This is a genomic window from Agarivorans sp. Toyoura001 (assembly GCF_005405585.1).
Lineage (GTDB): Bacteria > Pseudomonadota > Gammaproteobacteria > Enterobacterales > Celerinatantimonadaceae > Agarivorans.
Map to the genome: position 1 here is coordinate 361,344 of NZ_BJEQ01000002.1, position 25,655 is coordinate 386,998.

The following is a 25,655-nucleotide window of genomic DNA, read 5'->3' on the forward strand; positions in this document are numbered from 1 at the left end:
TCTTCGTCTCCAGTAAACTGTTATGTGTTTTAAGTGTTCTTTGTCAGCGAAAGGCGGGGCGTTGTGCACTACCTGTGCGTTGCTCGGTGTCCCAATTGGGAGCAATCCATGTTGCTGCATCTGAGGCAGCAAGCGGTGAATTACCTAAAATAGCGTCTGCGACTTTCTCGGCGACCATAATGGTAGGAGCGTTAAGGTTACCGTTAGGGATGGTTGGGAATACTGAAGAATCGACCACCCGTAAACCAGCAATCCCCCTAACCTGACAATGCTGATTAAGCACCGCCATTGGGTCGTTATCAGCGCCCATTTTGCAGCTACAAGAAGGGTGATAGGCACTTTCTACATTTTGCCTTACCCAAGCATCTATCTCTTCATCGCTATCAATATCTACGCCCGGTTGAATCTCTTCACCGCGGTAGTCATCCATGGCTGGCTGTGCCAAAATCTCGCGGCTTAAACGGATACAATCGCGCCAATCTTGTTTATCTTGCGCGGTACTCATGTAGTTAAATTCGATGTTTGGTTTGCCATGTGGATCGGCAGATTTCACCCTAATGCGGCCACGACTTTGCGGTTTGTTTGGTCCAACATGTAACTGAAATCCATGTCCGTCAAACGCTGCTTGGCCGTCGTAACGCATCGCGGCAGGCAAAAAGTGATACTGAATATTCGGCCATTTTAAGCCTGCTCGCGAACGAATAAAGGCGCAGGACTCAAAGTGATTAGTCGCCCCTAAGCCATCTTTTAATAGTATCCAGCGAGTGCCAATCAAACCTTTGCTAATTAGCCCTAGTTTACTGTTAAGGGTAATCGCTTGGCGACAAGCATACTGAAAATACACTTCTAGATGATCTTGCAAATTCTCACCCACGCCGGGTAAATCATGCTCTAGGGCAATACCAGCATCTTTTAGCACTGCTTTGGGGCCAATGCCAGACAGCTGCAATAGCTGCGGCGAGCCAACAGAACCCGCCGACAATATCACCTCGTTGTTGGCATAAATCGATTGAATTTTTCCACCGACTTCAATTTCAACACCTACCGCACGCTTGTCTTTTAACAGCACTTTGCGAGTCACCACACCTTGTTTTACGCTAAGGTTTTTACGCTTATTGGCGCTACGTAAATAAGCGTTAGAACTTGAGGCGCGTACGCCTTTGTCTACAGTCATATGCATTGGGCCAAAACCCTCTTGCTGATAACCGTTGTAGTCGCTGGTTTTTGGGTAGCCTGCTTGCTGCCCAGCATCAATAAAGGCTTGGTAAAGCGGGTTTAGTGTCATGTTATTGCCATTACACGTGGCTAGTGGGCCATCGCCACCTCGGTAGGCATCTTCGCCGCCGATCCACGATTCCGCACGACGAAAATATGGCAAGCACTCTTGGTAACTCCAGCCAGCAGCGCCTTGCTCTACCCACTCATCAAAATCGCAAGCATGGCCACGCACATATACCATGCCATTAATCGATGAGCTGCCGCCCAGCACTCGCCCTCTAGGGCAATGTAAGCGGCGATTATCTATGCCAGCTTCTGGCAGGCTTTCAAACTGCCAGGCATATTTATCACTGTTCATGGGGTAAGACAGCGCCGTAGGCATTTGAATGAAAATACTGCTATCACTGCCACCAGCTTCTAGCAGCAAAACCGAGTGCTTGCCCGAGGCACTTAAGCGGTTAGCTAATACACAGCCCGCAGAACCCGCGCCAACAATAATGTAATCATACTTGGTGTTCATTTCTTTCCCTTACGTTCCAACCAATAAGGTGTGCAATTTCCTAGACCCAACATAACCACTGTATCTGGCTTACTCGTAAGGACACTCAAGATCACCCAGTTCAATCAACACACTCTTGTTTTGAGTGTAATGATTAAGTGTTTCAATACCGTTTTCTCTGCCAATGCCCGATTGCTTGTAACCGCCCACAGGCATTTCTGCTGGCGAGCCACCCCAAGTATTTACCCAACAAATGCCCGCTTCTATTTGCGCAATCACCCGATGAGCACGTGATAAGTTTTGGGTAAACAAACCCGCGGCTAAGCCATATTGGGTAGCATTGGCACGCTTAATCACTTCATCTTCATCACTAAAACGTAGAATCGACATTACTGGGCCAAAGATCTCTTCCTGCACTTGTGGCATATCGTCACTGCAATCGGCAAAAATGGTGGGCTGCACAAAATAGCCTTTATCTAAGCCATTGGCGGTTTCGCGTTCGCCACCGCATATCAGGCGTGCACCAGATCGTTTACCCGCCTCAATAAAGCCCAGCACTTTGTGCAGGTGATCTTCAGAGATAAGCGCGCCAATTTGCGTCGCCATATTGCTGGGGTCGCCAATCTGCAACTTGCTTGTTCGGTGAGCAATCTGCTCAACAAATTGATCATAAATAGCATCATGTACGAATACCCGCGTACCGTTAGTACATACTTCACCTTGGGTATAAAAATTGGCGAGCATGGCAGCCGATACCGCGTTATCTAACTTAGCATCGTCAAACACAATCAATGGCGATTTACCGCCCAGCTCCATGGTGATGTCTTTAAGGGTGCCGGCTGCATCGGCCATCACTTTTTTGCCGGTGCCAGATTCACCCGTGAAAGACACCTTGGCAATATCGGCATGGCGAGAGAGCATTTGGCCAACGCGGTAGTCACCTTGCACCACGTTAAATACGCCGTCTGGTAGGCCTGCTTCGGTAAAGATCTCAGCTAATTTTAATACTGATAAAGGGGTTTCTTCAGAGGGTTTAAACACCATGGCGTTGCCGGCGGCTAATGCTGGGGCAGATTTCCACATGGCAATTTGAATAGGGTAATTCCATGCACCAATACCAGCGCATACACCTAAAGGTTCGCGACGCGTATAAAAAAATTGGCCATGGCCTAAGTCTTGTTGCTGGCCTTGAATAGCCGCCGCTAGCCCCGCGTAATATTCAATCACATCGGCACCAGTCACTATATCCACTTCAATAGCTTCTTGAATGGGCTTGCCGGTATCTTTTACTTCTAGCTCAGCTAGCTCGTCGTTGCGTTCACGCAATATAGCAACTGCACGCATCATAATGCGGCCTCGCTCCATACCGCTCATCGCCGACCACACTTTAAAGCCCTGTTGCGCCGAGGCAACGGCACGGTCTAAATCGTTAGCCGATGCTTGGCCAACTTCCGCTAATGGCTCGCCAGTGGCGGGATTAGCAGTAATAAACGTGTCAACTGATGTGGCATCAATTGCCTGACCATGGATGTAAAGAGACTTCATTTTCATCAAAATGCCTTGATAATTAATAATGATTGCATAGATAAACGTCAGCTCAAATAAGGCGCGAGCTGCTTTTCGAGATAATCGGAAATGATTTTTTGCGCATTCTCTGGAGAAATACCATCGGGATTTAGCGCGCCCCGTAGCCAAATGCCGTCAATTAAGGCAGCAATACCCTGTGCCACAAACAGCGCTTGCTCGGCGGGTAAGGCTTGTTTTAGTTCATAACGAAGATGCGACAACAAGCGGCGCTCGTTAACCCGCTGTAATCGGTGTAAATCGCTGTCGTGCATCGCCTGCGCCCAAAAGGCCAACCAGGTTTTTACCACTTTGCTTTCTACTTGGTAGCCATCAAAATTAGCTGCCACAATCGCCATAACCCTAGCGGTAACGTTATTAGGGTCTGCGGCTTGTAAGTGCGCGATAGACGTAGCAGATAACCGACGTAACACGGTGCGCATGGTTTCTTCTAATAAACCATGTTTGCCACCAAAGTAGTGATGAATGATCCCTGAAGATACGCCCGCTTTTTTACTGATTAAGGTAACGCTAGCGCCCGATAATCCCACCTCGTCAATCACCGCCATAGTGGCTTCTACAAGTTGCGGTCGGCGTATTTCGGGCATTCCTACTTTTGGCATGTTGTTACTTAAATGTTTCTTAATTGAACGTGCAATTAAAAATAAATTTACAGCAATTCAAATAAAAGTCAAAGTTTGCTCAGTGCGTACAAGGGCAGGCGGGATGGCTTTCAAGGCTTATTTACCGCGAATCTGGCAGCGGCTTTTACTCGTGGCTAAACAAGCCAAAAACAGAGGTTTAAAGCGCCAAAATAAGAAGTGGGAATGATTTCTATTTAGTTATTTCAAGTAGATAGCGAAGTAATTATCGAATGAGAGACCGGCGCCAAAAAGCGGCACACAACAGAAAAACACCAGCAACTAGCCACGCTTAGCCCAGCTAAAAAATGAATACATCTTCACAAAAAAATAATTTGAAATAAGCGCCTAAAAGATCAAAACCTACGTAACAAGGGCTGAGCTTGCTTGCTAAAACAACAGCCCAAGCGCCAGTAAAGGAACCGTAACCACTCAGTTCAAAATACCCTTTTTATGCATCTCATTAAGAATGGTCTCGGTTTTCTCTCTAAAAAGATCGCGCAATAAACGCACCGTAGGTGTAATAGATTGACGACTAGGGCAGACTAACCATAGCTCGGTAGGGGTGGCTTGGTATTGCGGCATTACGCTTAGTACTCGGCCGGCTAATAAGTCGCGCGACATATCAAGACAAGACTTAACGGCAATGCCCTTGCCTGCCACGCACCAGCGCCTGACTAAGTCCCCGTCATTAGATGCTCGATTGCCTTCTAGCTTCACTTTGTGCTTTTGCTGGCCATCGTCAAACTGCCATTCGTCTTGCAAAATATCGTGTAGTTGATACAGCAGAACATTGTGTTCAATTAGCTTAGCTGGCCCGCTAGGCGTGCCATGTTCAGCTATGTATTCGGGACTTGCACATACCAACCTGGGTACATCACAAATCTTAAAGCCATACATGTTGGCATCATTCGGTGAGCCATAACGCAGCGCCATATCTACCGAGTCACGATAAAAATCAATGTTGCTGTCACTAATGCTGCTGCGCAACTCCACCTTGGGGTACTCAAGTAAAAACTCATCTAGCCAAGGGGTAATTAAGTTTCGCCCTAAATCAGACGACAGAGAAATTCGAATTTCGCCATCAATAATGCCTAAGTCTTCGCGCATATTTAACTTGGCCTGCTCAAGCATTTTTAAAGCTTGCTGGCACTGTGGCAAATAACGCTCCCCCGCAGACGATAAACGAAGGTGGCGAGTGGTGCGTATAAATAATTCTGCGCCCAGTGAGGCTTCTACTCTTTTTACTGCCGCACTGGCCGTGGCGGTACGCATATCTAAATTAGTGGCCGCAGCAGTAATACTACGAAACTCCGCCACTTTTAAAATCACCTGTAAATCTTCAAGAAGCATACTGTCTACCAAAATTTGATAATCAACTATTTATTGTATCGATATTAGCAGCTAATCAAGTAAATACAGCAAACAAGAGCCAAGGCAATAAGCCTGCTTAGCAGAGTAAGTCATCATTATTATCAAAAATTATTTGATAATAATTCAAACTAAAGCCTGTTTTTCATTGTCAATTTCGCCACTACTATACATCCATACCAACAAGGCACTGCAACAGCAGCGCAAAATTAAACAACTGAGGAAGACCCTATGACTACATTAACTATCGTTGCAAACATTGTTGCCAATGCAGACAAAATTGAATTGGTAAAGGCAGAGCTACTAAAACTGATTGAGATTACCCGCGCCGAAGAAGGCTGCATTAACTACGACCTTCACCAAGACAACGAAAACCCAGCGCACTTCACTTTTTACGAAAACTGGACCTCGCGTGAACTTTGGCAAGCACACATGGGCAACCAACATTTAGCCGATTACATGGCAGCCACCGACGGAGCAGTAGCTAGCTTCACCCTAAACGAAATGACAAAAATCGCTTAACTAGGCACACCAAAACTTACACACGACACACCAAGCCCTGTATTAGTGGGGCTTAAAAGGAAAGAGGCTTCACATGAAAAAGCTAAGCACATTATTGGCACTAAGCATCGTATGGCTCATTAACACCGCTCAAGCAGCCGACATAGAAGTGATTGCGCAGCTAGAAGGCACTCGCCCAGGTAACATTACCGTTACTCCGCAAGGCCGCACCTTTTTATCTATGCAGCCCCTAGATACGCCAGAATTTAGAGTGGTTGAGCTAATGAAAGACGGCTCAACCCAGCCCTACCCCACTCAAGATTGGGCAAACGGCCCCGAGAAGGGCGAAGTTGGCTTTTCGTCGGTGATTGGCATCGACAGCACCAAAGATGGCGTAGTGTGGATTTTGGATATGGGCAGCGCCGACGCCCCCGCCCAAATTGTTGCTTGGGACAGCGTAAACAATACCCTGTTCAAACGTATCGAGATAAGCAAAGACGTAATGGTAGGCAACTCTTTCCTACAAGACTTCGCCTTAGATACCCTGCGCCAGCAAATGTACATTGCTGATACCAGCTTAGGAAACCTATACGGTGAAGCGGCTCCAGCCTTTGTGGTAGTTGATTTGGTAACAGGCGAATCTCGCCGAGTACTGCAATCACATAAAGCCTTATTGTCTCCAGAACATGAAGTGCGAATAGATAACGCGCCAATGGCCACCAAACGTGAAAACGGTAATTTAGATGCGCTGTACCTAGGCTTAAACCCAATCACTATTGATGCCAACAACCAGTGGCTATATTTTGGCTCGGTAAACGGTAGTGCTATTTACCGCATTCCCGCTCAAGCCTTAGCGAATGAAAAGCTAAGTGCTGACAAGCTTGGCCAGAGTATCGAGTTCTTTAGTGAAAAGCGCCCAAGCGATGGCATGATTATCTCTGACAACGGTAATATTTATGTGGGCGACATTGAGAAAAATGCCATTGGCATTGCCAACCAAAATGGTTACAAGCTCTTTGCACAAGACGACAAACTATTGTCTTGGGCCGATGGTTTCTCGATTCAGAATGGCTATTTGTACGTGACTCAAAACTCACTGCATCTTCACCCTGCTTTCAACCAAGGTGAAGAAGGTTCAAGCAAGCCTTACCATGTGTTGCGCATCAAGTTAGATTAGAAGAATGAATAGACAAGATATGAAGTGGTCTTCATATCTTGTCGCTTATAGAGAGTTCGAATCATACTAGTGGAGAAAGAGTACCGCTGCCTAGTACTAGTTGTTACGTGGGTACATTCTTATTTTTCTAGCGTTGAAATGGATAAACGACTTGGCATGAATTTACTTAAGTAATAACAACCAGCCTCAGAAAATAGATGAGAGAAACGTAACTTTTTATCTTTCCCTACTGCTACCTGATGAGTTTCCTCAGCCCAAAACTCAAATTGAATACTGCTATCACCCACAACGACCTCGTTTAAAATTCCCGGCGTATAAGGCTTAAAAAGCTCAAGCTTATCTACCACTAAGTTTTTAGAGTTAACAAGGCTTACGAACAAAGTTTCTTCATAGGGAGAGTCATTGTTGGTTAGCCAAAGACTCTCACCATTAGCGAGCTTAAACCCCTTCTCTACCAGCACACCCGGTAAAAACAATTGCTGCTTAGAATCTTCCAAACTAAGTACTAAACCGCTCTCTTCTTCTCGTACCAGGTAATCATGTATTTCTTGCATATTCCATTCTCACCCTTCTTGCTAAGGTACGAGGCTTAACGACTCAGATTGCTTTTAATAAATGGGTAATTCAACTTTGAACGATTACGTTGAAATCACCTGACTAAGGCCTTTGGATAAGGGTGATTTAGGTTTGTTTTTAATAGCGGGATAGCAAATGCCTAAGAACAAAAAAGACCCATAAACTATGAGCCTTTTTCACTAAGCTAATGCAACTACTTACCTTGTTGCATACTCTTCAGTATTTCCTGTATCTCTTGCTCAACTTCCAGCTTTGCTGCTTTCAGGCTTAGTTGAGCGTCGTGCTGAAACTGAATAAATGCCAAGTATGTTTTAGAAAATGTGAGTTTTAGAACAAGTAGCCCACAAACTAGAGTAAATACCTGCAATAAAGCTCGTACCTTGTCCGCAAAGGGGTCGTAAGTTAACCACAAGAGCTGTGACAATATAATCACAGTTAAAACATACAGTTGTAATAACCTTTTACACCTAAAAGAGCCTCGGGTAATTCGAAAGTTAATCACACAAAATATAACCATAAGTATCACTCCGGCTCCCCAAACAAGCTCAGGAGCAATGTCTAACATCCCCCAATTTCCCATGCTTGAACCCAAAAAGACCAAGGAAAGTAAAGTTACAAGCAAGAAACAAAACGTCGAAGCTAAAGGAGGAAACCAGCTAATAACTTCTTCTCTATCCATATTTGCTTATGCCACTCTATAACCGCCAATTCTTGATGTATTCCAATTATTAAGCCTTTAAAAATCACCTTTCCAACAGCTTTTCTCTGAAGCCAACGGGGTCTTTACGCAGCGCCTCATAAAAACTAACAAAAGCCTTATATTTCGTAGTTAACATCAACCAATAGGCAAGCAAAGGAAAGGAAACAAAGCTGAGAAAAAGCCACTTGTATTCGTGCTTAAACAGCAAAAGAAGCAAAGAGTAACAGGCTAGCTGAAAGTATATATTCCAAAGATTGATTTTGGCCGCAATAGGCTTGCCACGAACAATCAGTATATTTGGCACTACAATGCACAAAGTCATTACTAATATGCATACAAGAAAAAAGGTTCCAAACTCCTTTGGAGTGAACTCCCCAACAAATTGTTGTGCTAATAGAATCAACAGTGGGCATAGAACCCCCGCGCCAAACATAATGAACATGATTACCGTTATACCAACAACAAAGTTGAGTAAAGAGTTTTCATATTTATCAAAAAAGCTATCTGACATCAGGACCCAACTCCTCATAGATACCTATTGCCAAATTCTTCAATGTTCCACCGTAAGCACTTCCTGTAACACTTAAGCTAGCACCTACAGCATCTTTAACATTCAGAGATACTGCATTTACAAGCGCCTGACTACTATAGCGTTTCGTCAACTTCCCAGAATTGGTTAATGCTTTAAGTGCGCTTTTACTTACACCAGGCAAATTGAGCCGCTGAATTTCCATCGTTAAGCGCTTTCTTTCTGATCGGGTTAATCCTTTTAAAATTTCTAATAAGGATTTCGAAGTTGTTAAACGAAGTGTTTGTACCATTTTGATTGTTGTTGCGCCCGCAGCTACCGCGCCTCCTAACGAGATTACATCAAGAGTAGTATTCGCTGCTGCATACCACTCTTGACTATCCAGCCAATCTAGCGATTCAGGAGAGGCTACTTCTGTAACTGAACGCCCTAAGCCATTCAAACACTGCGCACCTGAAGCAATACCAGCAGCATACCCTAAATACGTAACCGCACTGCTAGTTCCTCCACTAATCGGGATAGCAGCAGTAGAGCCCAGAACAACTACCCAGCTCAAAACCGCAGCACCACAGCTTAAGCCAGTATTGATCAACTCACCTGTTAGCTTACTTTCTCGCCTTGATGTTTTTAGCTCACTGGCAAAGTTAGTTGCAGAAGTGAGTTTAGGAGGCTCTCTTAAAATCAACTTTATAGGGTGGATGCGACAATTGGGCTCAAATTTTCTTAATGTTACGATCGTAAACTCACTATCTATAAAAACCACTCCGGCACCAGTGGTGTTAGGGTCTGAATCAAGCGCTTTGAAGATACGCTGACTATTAAGCTCAGTTTTAAGCCTTTGCCTAAGTAACTCTTCTTTGTGTTGTTGAAGCGGAGATTTTAGTAAAGCACTAGCCATATTTGTTTCCGTACTCGTTTAAACGAAATCCTTAGTTTTAGGAAAAACATTCTACCCGCAAAACAACACTAATGACAACGTAGTCACTAAAATCCTAGAACAGAAACTTAAGGTTACACCTCCACAAAAATTCCCCATGAATGATTTATCAAACCCAACTATCAAAAACCTCATTAATTGATTTTCTATTGATAATACAGCAGTATAAATACTCTAATTGATAGAGAGCGGTTTAGAGTATGACGGTAAATTTCGCTAGCAAAATTCTCGGTACTCGGCCCTACCCACCTAAGCCAGATCTTAATGCCGACTTAAAGAAGTTTGAAAGCGACCGAGGCCGAATCATTAACAGCGCTGCGGTTAGGCGATTGCAGCAAAAGACCCAAGTATTCCCCTTAGAACGCAACGCTGCAGTGCGCAGTCGCCTTACCCACTCTTTAGAAGTTCAGCAAGTGGGTCGCTATATTTCTCAGCTTATTTGCGAAGCCTTAGTTGACGAACAAGATCGCTACCAACTTAAGGGACTAGAGCGGCAATTAGAAAGCATTGTTGAAATGTCCTGTTTAATGCACGACATAGGCAACCCGCCTTTTGGTCACTTTGGTGAAGAAGCCTTAATCGATTGGTTAAGTGAAAACCTCAATAGCCTTTACCAAAGCTCTCAAGCAACAGAGTTAGATGAAGACCAGAACAAAAAACCGAAACAAACTCTGCCAGAAGCGATTCACCGAGATCTAGTCAGCTTTGAGGGCAACGCCCAAGGCATTCGGCTTATTCACTCATTATTAAAGCTCAACCTCACCTACTCGCAAGCCTCTGGCATACTCAAATACACTCGCTGCGGAACAGAAGCCAAGCCAGATAAAAGCGCACCGTTTAGTTACTTAAAAAAGAAAGTGGGCTATTACCTTAGCGAGCAAAGTTATGTTGAGGAACTTCGCAACAGCCTAGACATAGACCAATACTGTCGCTCGCCCTTCTCTTACATTATGGAAGCGGCCGATGATGTGTCTTACGGCATCGCCGATTTAGAAGACGCCATAGAAAAAGGCGTGCTGAGCATTAAAGAACTAAAGCACGCCCTATTAGCCACTTTTGCCAAGCTAAGCAGTGAACATGGCTGCAGCAAACCAAAAGAAATGGAAACCATTCTCGACTTTGCTCACCAAAGTAAAAAACCACAGCTAAGTGATGAAGAAAGAGACTCGATGTTTTTTGTTTACCTGCGCGTAGCAGTAAACCAACGCTTGCCCGAACATGCAAAAAACCAGTTTGTAGAAAACTTAGAAGCGGTTTATCAAGGCAACTTAAACCGCGCGCTTATCGAAGATGGCAGCGTAAACCACCTGATTGTAGAAACCTTTAAAAGTGTTGCGCTAGAGCGTTGCTTTTGCCACCCAGAGGTAGAAGCCCGCGAGCTACAAGGCTACCAAATTATCTCTGGCTTAATGGCCTGCTACCAACCACTACTAGCGCTAAGCCAAGGCCAGTTTGAATACTTAGTAGATAACACTAAACCCAAAGAGAAAAGCTCTGCTTACATTCAGCGCCTATTCAAAAAGCTGCCGGCTAAACATTTAGCAGCCTATCAAAAAGCCATGACGGAAGAGCCCATAAGCGATGAGTTTGGCAACGAACGATGTCGCGAGTTTTACTACCGCACAAGGCTGATTATTGACTACATCAGCGGCATGACCGACCAATACGCCTACGACGAATTTAGAGCGTTTAATGTGATAAGTGATTTTTAGCTCTTAGGTTAAACAACTAAACGGAGTTGATGTTTAAAGTGACTTTAACACCTTTTATTCTTATTACGATTAAGCATCGCAACGTTCTCTCTAACCAAACGGTTGGTTTAAGAGCTTACCGAGATAGGAGTCTAACATTGAAGAAAGAGCATTGGCAGCAAGCTATTGATATTCTTGAAATACTAATAACTAGCCTCCTTGAAAGCGAGGCTAGTAAAGTATGAATAACTTCGTGGGAATCCCTCAGACTCTGCCTCCATTTGTTTTAAAAGAACTTAAATCGTTCTAGAAGTTCCTGATGCTTAGTTACCTCTTCAGACTGCCACTTTAAACTCCATTTCCAAGATTCATTTCTTGTTGAACAATCATTGCAAGAATCACAGTGACGCTGCTTGAAACCCTGTAATGGTTCTGGTGCATTGGGTCTGCTGTAACTTTCAGCCAGTGAGCCACCAGTTCCAGAGGCATGACCATGCTTCAAACAGATAATAAGGCCACCACCAAGTGAATGCATTCTGAGCTGCTGGGCAATCATACCCGCTGGCTTATAGTGAACGAAAATGTGCTCACAGGTTTTTACAATCTCTCCTGGATCATAATTCTCCAGCCCCATCTTAACAAAGCGACCAAACTCATTTTCTGGGTCATCAGGGTCCATTCCCAGATTTTTTGCCATATCAATGAAGAATTTCTTCTGCTCTTGAACGCTCAGTTCATAGAAGTCCTGTTGCTCGTTCATCTCTTCAACTCTGGAATCAATGAAATCTAAGAGGTCTTTTGAATCAGGTAAGGCATCAAGAGTAACCTTTCTAGCATGAGCTTGTTTTTCTTTGTCTGTGAGTCCCATGTGAGCAAACATGAAATACAGTCTCTCTACTTTGTAATAGTCTTCATTGTTCGAAACATAAATAAGAGTTAATAGGAGTATTTGTTCAAACCATCGCTCAAGGAATTCTATTGACTCTTCCGATGCTCTAGCATTGTGTACTGTTTTGAACAGCAAGACTAATGAGCCAAGCTCAACAAACAAGCCAGCGAGCACATCGAGCTGCCCCTGCCTGACCAATCTATTGCACAAAAAGATTAGCTTCTGAAGAGTGATACATACATCTAAGTAAAGCTTGTTTGTCTCTGAATTCAGGTAATAAAACTCAAAGCTCTCGCTATCAAAATGTTGATTTGAAATATGTAGCGCATGTAGGTGGTCGAGCTGTGTTCTAAAGAGCTCAATCCTCGCCATGCCAATCGATGTTAGACGATAGATTTTGTTTCTTTTTTCTCGCGCAATTCGCACCAGCATTTCACGTAAAGCTAAGCGCTCTCTTACTTCCTCATGCTTAAGGTCAGTGTAAGGCGATACACTAAAAGCTTGCGAGTAGTACATTACAGCTATAAATCTATCTTTAGCAGGAACTAACGGCGAACCAAATATCTGACTGGCTTGCTGATAAAGCTCTGGATAGTTTCGATTAACTAGCAGTTGGTCTAGCTTAGCGTGGTACGCTTTAAATAGTGCATCACCGACATCGCTAATTATGTCGTCAATTTTGTCTGACTTAATTACTGTGTAGTTCTCTACTGCCTGCTTAACCCCTCTCAACGAAAGGTAGTCCCAGCACTGAGTTACAGCTCCAAGCAGACTGTTAAATGAAGCTTCGTTTCTTCTAATGAGTTCGTTTTCAACAGGTAGATGGACTGACTTGCTCGCATCTTCAGTGTCTAAAACTTGGTCTTTAATCTTGTCGCTATCTGTAACTGACACCCAAAAAACTCTTTCAAGTGTCACATCTACTACAACCAAGATAACAGGTATATTGAAGCTCAAATAATACTTAAGTCGATCAACCTTAATACTGTGTGAGACAGTTCCACCGTCGTTAATAAAAGAGCAGTTTTCTTCACCTTTTACCTGCACTTTAAATACGCTGTCTTTGCCAAGAGCTTTACCATCTGAATTCTTGATTTCTATCTCATAATCAATACCATGATCATCTTGGTCTTCCTGGCTTCGAGCAATCCAGTTAGAAGGCAGCTTATACTCGAAAATTCTGCCTGCTTCTTTTCCAATTTCGCCTGCATTCATGCGCTATCCTCATATATATGCAGGCATTATAACAGGCTGTTTCTTTGTAAACTGAGTAAAAAATCAAGAACCAAGCTGATATTCTGCACCTTCTTCCGAAGCTCTTATATGAGCTTCCTCGATAATAGTTTCGAGCACAGTTTGTAGAGCTGCTGACATGCCAGATCCGTCAATGTTAATCATTGCATCACCGCTTCTGAATCGATCTATAAAAGGGGGGAATTAACTTTAAACTAAACCGATTGAGCTCTATATACGCACACACAAAAAAGCGAAGCATCGCTGCTTCACCTTTCCTTTTAGTCCATATCCTTAAAGGTGCAAACAGGCTCACCAATTGTTGTTTCGCTAATCGGTATACGACAATCCAAGTAATAAGAGATTAAATCCAAGGTCACTTCTAAACCATCTGCTGTAAATACTGGAGAAAGGTAATCTACCGCCGCAACGTCTGTTGTTACATCTACGGTATTACCTTGTTGATCGGTGTACTTACATAGCGTTTTAGAAACATCTGCATTCTCTAGTCGCAGAGTGATACATGGCTGCTCTTCTGTGTTGTATCTCATGTAAGTGACGGTTTCGTTCCCTACAATACCAACCACTTCGTCCCTTGCTTGCAAAGGCATGTTGTCTTGGGTGCAAGCCGCGCCAGAAAGCAATACGGAGCTAAGCGTTATAGTCTTTAATAGATGTTTCATGGTGTAACCTGAACTGGTGAAATACTAGAAATTGAATTGGCGAATTTACTTCTGGCTTTAAATCGCTCGTGAGGTACTGAAGCCCATTTAGAACGGTCACTAAATATCAACTTCAAGGCTGGTATGTCTCCTTGAGCTAAAGGTTTTTGTAAAAACTTTCTTGTTGTACCCGAATAATCGCCCCGATACGTTAAATCAATAAATAACTCTAACAAAGAACCAGGCAAAGCTCCCCAATTAACAGAACCATAAGCCGCGACCGTATCTGCTTTTTTGCATATGCGCAGCACTGTTTTTTCTTTCTCACCATATGCAGTGTTAAACAGTGCCAATTGAACTTTGGGTCTGACTTCAAAATCTAGAAGGTCGTTGGTGATGATGAAGTCCTTCGCTGCCTTTCCTTTTAACCTAGCACCTGCTGCTACTTTCATAGCCACTGGAGAGCTAATACCGGCTTTCATTAGCTGGGAAGCGACCAAACTAGACGACTTATCTTTCATGTCATACCCTCGACCTATTGTTAAGCCAGAGTTGGTGCTAGGAACATGAAGTAATCGGCTATGGAATAGCCCCCCTTCGTGTCCCTCTGCCGCCCAAGTTAATAAACCTTTTTTAGGTGCTGTAAGCGATTGAACGGTAAAACCAGCTTTAAGGTGCTCTACCAATTTCTTAAAAGTACCGCCACCTACAGAAACCAATCTATCGGGCTTAGCCATTCGTACAACTTTTTTCTGAAATTCTTCCAATAATCCCAAAGTTGCAGCATCAATACTGCTATTCATAGGCAAAACAGCTTGTTTAGTTTTTCGTGCGTACGGATTTAACAATGCTTTGATCAGGTAAACATCAGAGGAAGAATTTTTACCTCTTTCTCCCACAGAGCCATTCATTAGTAATGAAATCAAGAGTTAGTCCTAAGTATCTTATTAATAACAGTTATTCTGACAAACTACTCATTATTATTGATACGGTCAATAATAATTTAACCAAGCCACAAAAAAACATCTAACGAGACCAAATAAACACAAAAAAAGCGAAGCATTACGGCTTCGCTTTTAATCATAACACACTGAAAAGGTGTTGGTTTTTACTCTTGATAAGCTTCCATTGGAAGGCACGCACAGAATAAATTTCTATCCCCATACACATCATCAATGCGATTTACTGTAGGCCAGAATTTGTTTTGCTTAACTGCGTCACATGGGAACACGGCTAGCTCGCGGCTGTAGTTGTGGGTCCATTGGGCGTCGGTTAAGTCGTCTAGGGTATGCGGGGCAAACACGAGCGGGTTGTCTTGCAAGGTCCACTCGCCGGTTTCTACTTTAGCTATTTCGGCGCGTATCGATAACATCGCATCAATAAAGCGGTCGATTTCAGCTAGTGATTCCGACTCGGTCGGTTCTACCATTAAGGTGCCCGCTACCGGGAAGCTCATGGTTGGCGCGTGGAAGCCGTAGTCGTTTAAGCGCTTGGCGACGTCCATTTCGGTAATGCCGGTGGCCTCTTTAAGTGGGCGCATATCAATAATACATTCGTGGGCGACTCGGCCGTTTTGTCCGCTATATAAAATAGGGAAGCCTTGGCTTAAACGGCTGGCTAGGTAGTTGGCGTTTAGAATGGCAATCTCTGATGATTGGCGTAGCCCTTCGTTCCCTAACATGGCTACGTACATCCAACTAATAGGCAAGATAGAGGCACTGCCGTAAGGGGCTGCCGATACCGCCGCGTTAGCATGGCTGGCTTTGCCATTGCTTACTACGCTGTGGCCAGCTACAAAAGGTGCCAAATGGGCTTTAACGCCGATTGGTCCCATGCCTGGGCCACCGCCACCGTGTGGAATAGCAAAGGTTTTGTGTAGGTTTAAGTGGCTTACGTCTGAGCCAATAAAGCCCGGTGAAGTAATGCCTACTTGGGCGTTCATGTTGGCACCATCCATGTACACTTGGCCACCGTTGTCATGAACAATGTCGCAAATCTCTTTAATGGTTTCTTCGTATACGCCGTGCGTACTTGGGTAGGTAATCATCACACATGAAAGCTGCTCGGCTAGCTCTTCAGCTTTGCTGCGCATGTCGGCCATGTCTACGTTGCCCTCTTTGTCACAGGCAACAACCACGACTTTTAAGTTAGTCATTTGCGCCGAGGCAGGGTTAGTACCGTGCGCCGAGCTAGGGATTAGACAAATGTTGCGGTGATGGTCGCCACGGCTAGCGTGGTATTTTTGAATCGCTAACAAACCCGCATATTCACCTTGCGCGCCAGAATTAGGCTGCATACAAATTGAATCGTAACCAGTGATGTTTACTAGCCAGTCTTCTAGCTGGCTAATCATGGCGTGGTAACCCTGCGCTTGGTCACTTGGGCAGAACGGGTGCATGCTTGAAAACTCTGGCCAAGTTACTGGGATCATCTCGGCGGTGGCGTTTAGCTTCATGGTGCACGAGCCTAGCGAGATCATCGAGTGGTTTAGCGCTAAGTCTTTACCTTCTAGTTTGCGAATGTAACGCAATACATCGGTTTCGCTGCGGTAGCGGTTAAATACTTCGTGCTCCAAAATTGGCGTATCACGTAGTAGCGTTTCCGGAATGCATGTTTCGCCTTTCACAATGTCATCTAAACGCGCGGCATCTAAGCCGTGATCATCACCCAGCAATACCGTGAATAAGTCATTTACGTCGCTTGCTGTGGTGGTTTCATCTAGGCTAAGCGCTACGCTACCGTCTAAATCCATACGCAGGTTAATGCCTAGCGCTTCGCTGCGCGCTTTAATCGCGTCTTTATCGCTTACTTTAATGCTTAGAGTATCGAAGTATTGGGCGTGTTCTGGACTTAGGCCTTTGGCCTCTAGGCCGTGAGCAAGAATAGCGGTTAAACGGTGAATGCGTTGGGCAATAGTGCGCAGGCCGTCTGGGCCATGAAATACTGCATAAAACGAGGCCATGTTGGCTAGCAATACTTGGGCAGTACAAATGTTTGAATTAGCTTTTTCGCGGCGAATATGTTGCTCGCGGGTTTGCAGTGCCATACGCAAGGCAGGCTTGCCGCGTCTGTCTTTAGAGACACCAATAATACGACCCGGTAGCGAGCGCTTGTAAGCGTCCCGGGTGGCAAAAAATGCCGCATGTGGCCCGCCGTAACCCATTGGCACACCAAAGCGTTGGGCACAGCCTAGCACTACGTCGGCACCCATGGCACCTGGCGATTTAAGCATCACCAAGGCCATAATATCGGCCGCTACCGCCACAATGCCTTTGTTGCTATGCACTTGTTCAATTAGCTCGCTTAAATCGCGCACTCGGCCAGTAGTCCCGGGATATTGCAGCAGCGCGCCAAACACATTGTGCTCAACCACACTTTCGGCTGGGCCTACTTCAACGTCGAAACCGAAGAAATCGGCACGCTCTTTTACTACGTCGATGGTTTGTGGGTGAACATCGTCGGCAATAAAGTAGAGGTTACATTTTTTGTTTTTAGACACACGCTTGGCTAGTGCCATAGCCTCGGCTGCGGCAGTAGCTTCATCCAATAACGAAGCACTAGCTAGCTCTAAGCCAGTTAAATCTAGCGTTAACTGTTGGAAGTTAAGCAGTGCTTCTAAGCGGCCTTGGGCAATCTCTGGCTGGTAAGGCGTGTAGGCGGTGTACCAGCCTGGGTTTTCAAATACATTACGTAATATAACGTGCGGTACATGGGTATTGTGGTAGCCCATACCAATGTAGCTACGGTAAACCTTGTTTTGCTTAGCTAGCTTACGTAATGCAGCAAGCGCTTGTTGCTCTGTGAGGCTATCGCCAATACTTAGGTCTTGGTTTAAACGAATTTGCTGAGGCACCGTTTGCTCAATAAGTTGCTCTACAGAGCTTAAGCCAAGCTGTTTAAGCATGGTGTTAACTTCGGCTTGATCGGGGCCAATATGGCGGCGAATAAAGTCTTGGTTTTGCTCTAGTTCGGTTAACGGCAAAGACGGGTTCATTAAACTATTCCTGTATTACTGAAACAAAATGCGTTGCGTTTAGTCGGGTTTATTATTGTGTTGCGGATAAAAAAAGCGCCCCGACTAGCGGAGCGCATTTTTGATCAAAGCTTATTCATCTTCTTCAATAGTGGCGGCGTAATCTTCGGCCGAGAGTAAGTTCTCTAGCTCGCTTTCGTCGCTCACTTTAACTTTAAACATCCAACCGTCGCCGTAAGCATCGCTGTTTACTTGCTCGGGTGAATCTTCTAGTTCTTCATTAATTTCTACTACTTCGCCGCTTAGTGGCGCGTAGATGTCTGAGGCAGCTTTAACCGACTCCGCCACTGCGCAGTCATCGCCAGCGTCAATATCGTCGCCTACGTCTGGTAAGTCAATAAACACCATGTCGCCAAGTAGCTCTTGCGCGTGCTCACTAATGCCAACGGTGTATACGCCATCGCCTTCTGAACGTACCCATTCGTGAGTACTGGCATAACGCAGTTCGGCAGGGATATTAGCCATAATTCCTTTCCTCTATAAGTTCTTACTTAAGGTTTTAATTTAAAGTTAAATCTACAAACAAAATTCGATTATTGGGGCTTACACTTTGGCGCCATTACGCACAAATACAGGTTTTACTACTTTCACTTTAACCTGTTTTTTGCGCATTTCCACTAAGGCTTCTTCTACGTCGCAATTGGCGATACGAGCCAAGGCAATACTTTGACCCAAAGTAGGAGAAAAAGTGCCACTGGTGACAACGCCAGGTAAGGCTTCACCATATTCATTCACAACGGTAACCGCTTGGCCTGCACGCATTACGCCTTTGGTTTCCATGACTAAACCAACTAGTTTGTCGGTGCCTTCGGCTTTTTGCTCCTCAAGTGCTTTACGACCAATAAAGTCGCGCTCTTGCGGCTCCCATGCAATGGTCCAGCCCATGTTGGCCGCTAGCGGTGATACGCTCTCGTCCATGTCTTGACCATATAAATTCATGCCAGCTTCTAAACGCAGTGTATCGCGCGCGCCTAAGCCACAAGGTTGTACACCTTGTGCTTCTAGCGCTTTCCAAAGCGCTACCGCTTTATCTTGAGGAACGACAATTTCGTAGCCTTGCTCGCCGGTGTAACCAGTGGTCGCAATAAATAAGTCGCCAGCTTGTACACCAAAGAACGGCTTCATGCCTTCTATCGCGAGGTTTTGGTCGTTGTCTAATACTGCAGAAGTCAGCTTTTTAGCCTGTGGGCCTTGTACCGCAATCATCGCTAGCTCTGGGCGCTCGGTAATACTTACTGCAAAATCGCTGGCTTGTTGGTTGATCCACGCTAGATCTTTTTCGCGCGTTGCCGAGTTAACCACTAAGCGGTAATCGGTTTCGCTAAAGTAATAGGTAATAAGATCGTCAATCACGCCGCCTTCATGGTTTAACATGCCGCCGTAAAGCGCTTTACCTTTAACGGTAAGTTTGGCTACATCGTTAGCGAGTAGTTTGCGAAGAAAGGCTTGGGCTTGTTCGCCCTGTACATCAACAATGGTCATGTGGGACACATCAAACATGCCAGCGGCTTGGCGAACAGCGTGATGCTCTTCGATTTGCGAGCCGTAGTTAATCGGCATTTTCCAGCCGTGAAAATCCACTAACTTTGCGCCTGCGTCGAGGTGTGCTTGATGAAGTACCGTTTGCTGTGTCATGTGCTGATCCCTTTATTATGAGGACGCGAAGGGTAAACTCCCTCTGCCAATGCTGAACAATTATAGCGAGATGTGCGCAACAAGAAAGCACCAATCACAAGCTGAGCTAATCTATAAGCTGCACAATTTACTTACATTTGCTCAACAGCACAATGACAAGAATCGCTTAGTAAAACCAAAAATCAGCAAAAAACACCAATAAACGTACAACACAACGCGCATTTTCGCTAGCTTAGACCAAGAAACTCGACTTTAGCCACTAATCACAAGGTAAGTAAAAAACAAGCATTCATTAGTTAAACTAATCCACATTAAAAAAATCAATAAAAATAAATCACTCGTTTGAGTGAATCACTTATACAGCAATAACAAGCCTAGCAAGGTTTAAACACCAGCGTTTTATGTAATATGCTCCTGCAGACGTTTGTGTTACAACTGCACGAAAAGACTCCCTCATGATTGCCCGTCAACGCTGCAATCCACAGTACTTATCTATAAGCACAACGCTGGCCAGCCCCAAAAAGGCATATTGACCACACTATACAAAACCTCTCTCAATAAACGCTGCTGCACCAAACATATTGCCACTACCAAAAACACATTAGCGAAAACGGACGGATTTAACGCGTTGTTTAACTGTAGATATTCAGGTGGCACAGCTGCTTATAAGGCCCTTTATAAACATCACCTTTTTATGATTTAGATCAATAATAAAAATCGAATTTATTAACTAGATTTAAAACAAGGAAATTATTAAAGGGAATTAAATTGATTTCGTTGAATAAGCTAAAAAGCAAAACAGGATTAATATTCACATCCCCCAAGCTAGACATCTCCTTAAAATATAATTTGGCAAAGAATGAAGGACCATTTTTTGCCAGATTCACGCTCTCATTTTTTAAAGAAGTAACAAGACGGCATCCTAGAATGCCTATATTTGGCCGAATGACCAGAGGAGTCGCAGTGTGTAAATTAGATGCTGATTACGACTCATACTTTAGCTCTCTTGAAAGCTCAGCGCGTAGAAACGTAAGAAAAGCACTGCGCAAGGGCTACTCATTCGAATCCATTAACTACAATGATCACCTTGATGACATCTATGAGATTCGCTGCTCAACCAGCATTCGTCAAGGCGTGATGGACGCCAATTATGTTAATGAAAAACCCAAACCTAACGCCGATCCCAAGCCAAGCAATGGCTCACATAACTATCCCTATTTCGGCGTTTTTGATAGCAACAGAAAGTTAGTCGCTTATGCAGGCTGCATAGTTGCGGGAGAGTTATTAGAGCTGTCGCATTATTTTGGACACAGAGATTACCAAAATGATGGCATTGTACCTTTACTGATTACCGAGATTGCAAAAAGAAGCATCGAAGGCTATTCAGGGGTTAAATATTTTGTATACGGTTCGTATGTAAATTCATCAGAAACATTGGCTCGGTTTAAAAAGAAATTAATGTTCAAGCCTTATCATGTTCACTGGATACTAAATGAATGAAGCAATTTGTATATTCACTCGATACCAATAACGTCACACCTGATGAAATAAATACCTCATTCAAGAGCAACATGGTGATGATTGATAGTTTTGGGTCATTTATTAAAAATGCCAACATGTTGAGTAGTCATTTTGGCGCAGGCAAGGAACTGTTTAAACTTCTGTTAAAGATCTCTTTAAAAAGAAGTTCGATGTATTGCTCTGGTACACCTAAAACGCTGCATAGCCATGGAGTGATTACTTATGGTCGATGCAAACACTACCCGGTGGACGTTACCGATGCGGTTATTGGGCCGGTATTTACTCACCCAAATATGCGCGGGCAAGGGCTTGCCACTCAGGCATTGGTTTTTGCAACGCACCACATCAACGCTAACAGCCAATCAAGAAGGATTATTATAGACACCAGTGAAGACAATTATGGGATGCAAACCGCGATTAAAAGAGCCGGGTTTACTGGCCCTATAAAGGAGTTTCAACGTCACGATAGTTAAGCTGCTACTTAGCAACTAAAAAACGACTTATTGGTAGTTTTTTAGTTTCTGTATTATTGAGCGCTAACCTTTGCAATATGCGGTAAATCCCCCTCTAAACCCAAAGCTCTGCGCATCGCTTGTTGCTTGAGCGGTTCGGCCTTATCTACCAAACTCATGCCCACCCCACGCAGTAACTTAAGTGCGGGGTTGGTATTGCCAAACAAACGCTTAAAAAACTCCATTGAGGCGATCATTTGGCTGGCCTCGCTTTTACGCCAGCGCTCAAAGTGACGCAGGTTGTTATAATCACCAATGCTTTTGCCCGCTTGCTGTAAGGCTATTAACTCTTGAGCTAAAGCTGCAGCGTCCATCAAACCAAGGTTTACGCCTTGGCCCGCTAATGGGTGAATGGTATGTGCCGCGTCGCCAATTAAGGCATAACCCTTTCCAGCAAAGTCACGTGCATAACGCATTCGAAGTGGGAAACCAGCAATGTCACCTACTCGCTCACACAAGCCTAAGCGGTTATCAAAGGCCATGGTAAGTTGCTTATTGAACTCCACATCTGGCAATGCTTCTAGCTCGGCAGCTCTGTCGGGGGATACCGACCAAACAATAGAGCACATATGGCTATCGCTAAGCGGCAAAAAGGCTAAAGGCCCTTCGGGAGTAAAAATTTGTCTGGCACAATCTTGATGCGGCTCGCTGGTTTTAATGCTGGCGACAATGGCAGTGTGCTGGTAATCCCAGTAGGTGAGTGGCACATCTAATTGCTGACGCAGCCAAGAGTTAGCGCCATCGGCGGCCACCAGCAGTTTACAACTTACACCTTGGCCATTTGCAAAACTTAACCATGATTCGCTATCACCGCGATGTAACTTATCTACCGCTTGCTCAACAATGGTAACATTGCTTTGCTGGCTGACTTGCTGCCACAAAGCATGGCGAATAATGTCGTTTTCTACAATGTGACCAATGTTTGGCACCATCATTTTTTCTGCCTGAAAACGAATGTTAGCGAAGCTGTCGTGCTCCCATACTTGCATGTCGCTGTAGGGTGCAACACGCTGCTGCAGGATACTGCTCCAAACGCCTAAAGACTCTAAAAACTGTTGCGACGACAGGCTAATTGCACTTACCCGTAAACTGTATTGGTTTAACTCAGGTTGTTGTGAGGGTTTAGGCTCTACAATGGCAATACGCAAGGGGCTGTCGGCCAATGCACTCGCTAACGCCAAGCCAACCATTCCACCACCAATAATTGCTATATCTACTGCTTGCATATGCCTGCCTTTACGCCAATTAACGAGAGAATAAACCTAAGCTTTGTTTGGCTAACAAAGACTTAAAGCTTGGGAAGAGTTGCATGGCCATTAAGCCCACATTACGTGGAACAACCGAGCTTTTATCGCTACTGGCGAATAAGCTGGCGAGGCTTGAGGTCATTGAAATGGTACGTTCTATATCAGCTTGGCGCTGCTGCTGATAAGTATCGAGCATAGCGTGTTCGCCTAAATCTTGCCCTTGATGCCACTGTTCTAAAATCAACGGTGCTAAAGCGGCTACGTCGCGCAAACCTAGGTTAAAACCTTGCCCTGCGATGGGGTGTAAGCTGTGGGCGGCGTTGCCTAAAATTAACATCCGATGGGAAAAGAAACGCTGGTAGTAACGCAGCACCAGTGGGTAAGTAACACGAGCGCCGACGCCAACAAAACGCCCTGCGCGGTAACCAAAAGCCTGCTGTAGCTCGGCTAAAAAGGCATCTTGGTCAAGGTTTTGTAGCTGCTTGGCTTGCTCAGCATCAACCGACCATACCACCGACCAACGCTGGTTAGTCATGGGCAACAACGCTAGTGGGCCATTATCGGTAAAACGCTCAAAGGCACGACCAGCCAGCGCTTGCTCTGCTTGCACATTGGCTATCAGTGCAAACTTAGCAAAATCATGTTGCTGCTGAATACCTATCTTCTTACCCACTAAGGAATCGGCACCGTCGGCACCAACCAGCAAGCTTGCAGTGATGCTCTGCTGATTATCTAGCTCAACAATCACCTGCTGTTGTTGTTGCTCAATGCGTTGTACTTTATGCGGGCAAAATAGCGTTATTTGTTCGCGTTCGGCCAACAGTTGATGAAACTCTCGCCCGGCGTGCTCAAGCTCTATCACTTGGCCTAAGGCTCGTAATTGGTATTCATCAGCGTTGAGGGTTGTCCAGCCGCAATGGCCACGATCAGAGACATGAATATGTTCAATAGCGCAGCTATGGGGAGCCAGCGAATGCCATAGGTTTTGCTGCTTAAGCCAACGCTCTGAGCCCGCTGACAAGGCAATGGCTCGTCCATCAAAACCAGGGTGTTGGCCAAAGTTGAGCTCGGCGGCCTCTATCACTGCTATTCGCAGAGGCTTAACGCCGCTCTCTTGATTGCTGAGTGCTAAAGCTAAGCTGGCACCAGCCATGCCAGCGCCAACAATCGCAATGTCGAAATGCTCAAGCTTGGATTGCGGCATTACACTAACTCGCCATTAATGCTTCGATCTCGGCGATCGTTTTTGGCACATCAGCAGTTAATACTTCACTGCCATTGGCGGTAATAACCACATCATCTTCGATGCGAATACCCACGCCTTTATAAGCTGCTGGAACATCGGCATCTGCCGGAATATATAAACCAGGCTCAATGGTGATGACCATACCCTCTGCTAATGGGCGAGTGCGTTTTACATCGTAGTAGTTACCTACATCATGCACATCTAAGCCAATCCAATGACCAAGTCCGTGCATGTAGTATTCTTTGTAAGCTTCTTCTTCAATTAAAGTGGCAACATCACCCTGCATAATGTCTAGCTCAACCAAACCACTTACCATAATGTTCAGTACAACTTGGTTGGCCTCAAAAATAGAAACGCCGGGTTTAAGCATTTCAATCGCCGCCACTTGGGCTGCCAACACTACGTTATACAACTTGGCTTGTTCGGGGCCAAACTTGCCGTTTACTGGAAAGGTGCGAGTAATGTCACCAGCGTACATTTGGTATTCTGCGCCAGCGTCAATTAAGACTAAATCGCCATTTTGCATTACGCTTTGGTTTTCGGTGTAATGCAAAATACAAGCATTGTCTCCCGCACCAACAATGGTGCCATAAGCGGGCGAACGCGCCCCCGCCATTAAAAACTCATGATGAATTTCAGCTTCAAGTTGATATTCGAACATACCCCCTTTGCTGCTACGCATGGCTCGTACATGGCCAGCCGCAGATATCTCTCCGGCTTTGCGCATTAAGGCCACTTCATCGGCAGATTTAATTAGGCGCATCTCGTCAACAATCGGTCGCCAATCTTCAATTTGGCTAGGCGCTTTAAAGCCTTGGCGTAAACCATTACGCAGGTATTCAATGGCAGCAAAAATTTGTTGGTCGTAAGCGGGGTAACGCCCTTGCGCTAAATACACTTTATCTAAACCATCTAGTTCTAGATGCAGTAGCTCGGCAAGATCTTCAACCGCTAAAGCTTTATCTATGCCTAAGCTCTCAACGGCCTGTTCTTGACCCACACGTCGGCCTTGCCAAATTTCAGCTAGCTTATCTTTGCTGCGATTAAACAATACAGTGCGGGTTTCGCCGGCTTGTTTAATCAGCAATAACAGTGCCTTGGGTTCGTTAAAACCTGAGAAGTAATAAAAGTCGCTATCTTGGCGAAACGGGAACTCGGTATCACGACTACGGGTTTGTTCTTCTGCTGCGCAGAAAATCGCAACACTGTTGTCTGACATAGCAGTAAATAACTGCTGACGACGCGATAAAAACACAGCAACTCCTTAGCGTGTG

The 25,655-nt window shown here is 44.9% G+C and carries 22 protein-coding genes; 5 read left to right on the forward strand and 17 right to left on the reverse strand.

What is annotated here, in order from left to right; translation table 11 throughout:
* Nucleotides 1-43: 43 nt before the first annotated feature.
* The 4 genes from betA to FFR00_RS04955 form a co-directional block, all read right to left on the reverse strand.
* A complete protein-coding gene (betA, locus tag FFR00_RS04940; RefSeq protein WP_137672255.1) occupies nt 44-1,738 on the reverse strand; it encodes a choline dehydrogenase in 1,695 nt (564 codons plus the stop codon).
* Nucleotides 1,739-1,807: 69 nt separating this feature from the next.
* Complete coding sequence (gene betB, locus FFR00_RS04945) at nt 1,808-3,262, reverse strand: betaine-aldehyde dehydrogenase (RefSeq protein ID WP_201798700.1); 1,455 nt, start codon at nt 3,260-3,262, stop codon at nt 1,808-1,810.
* A gap of 47 nt (nt 3,263-3,309) precedes the next feature.
* Entirely contained in the window at nt 3,310-3,903 is a 594-nt protein-coding gene (gene betI, locus FFR00_RS04950; protein WP_137672257.1) for a transcriptional regulator BetI, read from the reverse strand.
* Between the two features lie 450 nt (nt 3,904-4,353).
* Nucleotides 4,354-5,274: a LysR family transcriptional regulator gene (locus tag FFR00_RS04955; protein WP_137672258.1), complete on the reverse strand. Its 921-nt coding sequence runs from the start codon at nt 5,272-5,274 to the stop codon at nt 4,354-4,356.
* Between the two features lie 249 nt (nt 5,275-5,523).
* Here FFR00_RS04955 and FFR00_RS04960 point away from each other — a divergent pair, with 249 nt between their 5' ends.
* Together FFR00_RS04960 and FFR00_RS04965 are read left to right on the forward strand one after the other, a co-directional pair.
* Nucleotides 5,524-5,814, forward strand: coding sequence for a putative quinol monooxygenase (locus FFR00_RS04960; RefSeq protein ID WP_137672259.1), 291 nt, complete (start codon nt 5,524-5,526; stop codon nt 5,812-5,814).
* Between the two features lie 73 nt (nt 5,815-5,887).
* Complete coding sequence (locus tag FFR00_RS04965) at nt 5,888-6,970, forward strand: L-dopachrome tautomerase-related protein (protein ID WP_137672260.1); 1,083 nt, start codon at nt 5,888-5,890, stop codon at nt 6,968-6,970.
* A 119-nt stretch (nt 6,971-7,089) separates the two neighbouring features.
* Here FFR00_RS04965 and FFR00_RS04970 read toward each other — a convergent pair whose 3' ends face one another.
* The 4 genes from FFR00_RS04970 to FFR00_RS04985 all read right to left on the reverse strand — a co-directional run bounded on the left by FFR00_RS04970 (nt 7,090) and on the right by FFR00_RS04985 (nt 9,673).
* Nucleotides 7,090-7,524, reverse strand: a complete 435-nt coding sequence (locus tag FFR00_RS04970) for a hypothetical protein (protein WP_137672261.1) — start codon at nt 7,522-7,524, stop codon at nt 7,090-7,092.
* Nucleotides 7,525-7,739: 215 nt separating this feature from the next.
* A complete protein-coding gene (locus FFR00_RS04975; RefSeq protein ID WP_137672262.1) occupies nt 7,740-8,225 on the reverse strand; it encodes a hypothetical protein in 486 nt (161 codons plus the stop codon).
* A gap of 64 nt (nt 8,226-8,289) precedes the next feature.
* Nucleotides 8,290-8,757 (reverse strand): hypothetical protein, encoded by a 468-nt coding sequence (locus FFR00_RS04980; RefSeq protein WP_137672263.1) that lies wholly within the window; start codon nt 8,755-8,757, stop codon nt 8,290-8,292.
* Nucleotides 8,747-9,673: a hypothetical protein gene (locus tag FFR00_RS04985; protein ID WP_137672264.1), complete on the reverse strand. Its 927-nt coding sequence runs from the start codon at nt 9,671-9,673 to the stop codon at nt 8,747-8,749. The genes FFR00_RS04980 and FFR00_RS04985 overlap by 11 nt, the downstream gene beginning before the upstream one ends.
* Nucleotides 9,674-9,912: 239 nt before the next feature.
* On the opposite strand from FFR00_RS04985, the gene dgt reads away from it, so the two are divergent.
* Entirely contained in the window at nt 9,913-11,424 is a 1,512-nt protein-coding gene (gene dgt, locus FFR00_RS04990) for a dGTPase (RefSeq protein WP_137672265.1), read from the forward strand.
* A gap of 265 nt (nt 11,425-11,689) precedes the next feature.
* Here the strand turns inward: dgt and FFR00_RS05000 are convergent, their stop codons facing one another.
* The 6 genes from FFR00_RS05000 to gcvT all read right to left on the reverse strand — a co-directional run bounded on the left by FFR00_RS05000 (nt 11,690) and on the right by gcvT (nt 19,855).
* Nucleotides 11,690-13,507, reverse strand: a complete 1,818-nt coding sequence (locus tag FFR00_RS05000) for a DUF4365 domain-containing protein (RefSeq protein ID WP_137672267.1) — start codon at nt 13,505-13,507, stop codon at nt 11,690-11,692.
* A gap of 299 nt (nt 13,508-13,806) precedes the next feature.
* Nucleotides 13,807-14,208, reverse strand: a complete 402-nt coding sequence (locus tag FFR00_RS05005; protein WP_137672268.1) for a hypothetical protein — start codon at nt 14,206-14,208, stop codon at nt 13,807-13,809.
* Nucleotides 14,205-15,113 (reverse strand): hypothetical protein, encoded by a 909-nt coding sequence (locus FFR00_RS05010; RefSeq protein ID WP_137672269.1) that lies wholly within the window; start codon nt 15,111-15,113, stop codon nt 14,205-14,207. Before FFR00_RS05010 ends, FFR00_RS05005 begins: the two co-directional genes overlap by 4 nt.
* 182 nt (nt 15,114-15,295) lie before the next feature.
* On the reverse strand, nt 15,296-18,181 hold the full coding sequence (gene gcvP / locus FFR00_RS05015; RefSeq protein WP_137672270.1) for an aminomethyl-transferring glycine dehydrogenase: 2,886 nt from the start codon (nt 18,179-18,181) through the stop codon (nt 15,296-15,298).
* 111 nt (nt 18,182-18,292) lie between these two features.
* Nucleotides 18,293-18,685 carry a glycine cleavage system protein GcvH gene (gene gcvH / locus FFR00_RS05020; protein WP_016403167.1) on the reverse strand — a complete coding sequence of 131 codons (393 nt, stop codon included), beginning with the start codon at nt 18,683-18,685 and terminating at the stop codon, nt 18,293-18,295.
* A gap of 78 nt (nt 18,686-18,763) precedes the next feature.
* Entirely contained in the window at nt 18,764-19,855 is a 1,092-nt protein-coding gene (gene gcvT / locus FFR00_RS05025; RefSeq protein WP_137672271.1) for a glycine cleavage system aminomethyltransferase GcvT, read from the reverse strand.
* 768 nt (nt 19,856-20,623) lie between these two features.
* Between gcvT and FFR00_RS05030 the strand changes: the two genes are divergently transcribed.
* Entirely contained in the window at nt 20,624-21,355 is a 732-nt protein-coding gene (locus tag FFR00_RS05030) for a hypothetical protein (protein WP_137672272.1), read from the forward strand.
* Nucleotides 21,352-21,849 (forward strand): GNAT family N-acetyltransferase, encoded by a 498-nt coding sequence (locus FFR00_RS05035; RefSeq protein WP_137672273.1) that lies wholly within the window; start codon nt 21,352-21,354, stop codon nt 21,847-21,849. Before FFR00_RS05030 ends, FFR00_RS05035 begins: the two co-directional genes overlap by 4 nt.
* A gap of 53 nt (nt 21,850-21,902) precedes the next feature.
* On the opposite strand, the gene FFR00_RS05040 is transcribed toward FFR00_RS05035, so the two are convergent.
* Genes FFR00_RS05040 through pepP form a run of 3 tightly spaced genes read right to left on the reverse strand, consistent with a single transcriptional unit; the run spans nt 21,903 to nt 25,636 of the window.
* Nucleotides 21,903-23,114 carry an FAD-dependent monooxygenase gene (locus FFR00_RS05040; protein WP_137672274.1) on the reverse strand — a complete coding sequence of 404 codons (1,212 nt, stop codon included), beginning with the start codon at nt 23,112-23,114 and terminating at the stop codon, nt 21,903-21,905.
* A 19-nt stretch (nt 23,115-23,133) separates the two neighbouring features.
* Entirely contained in the window at nt 23,134-24,339 is a 1,206-nt protein-coding gene (gene ubiH, locus FFR00_RS05045; RefSeq protein WP_137672275.1) for a 2-octaprenyl-6-methoxyphenyl hydroxylase, read from the reverse strand.
* Between the two features lie 4 nt (nt 24,340-24,343).
* Nucleotides 24,344-25,636 carry a Xaa-Pro aminopeptidase gene (pepP, locus tag FFR00_RS05050; RefSeq protein ID WP_137672276.1) on the reverse strand — a complete coding sequence of 431 codons (1,293 nt, stop codon included), beginning with the start codon at nt 25,634-25,636 and terminating at the stop codon, nt 24,344-24,346.
* Nucleotides 25,637-25,655: the final 19 nt, after the last annotated feature.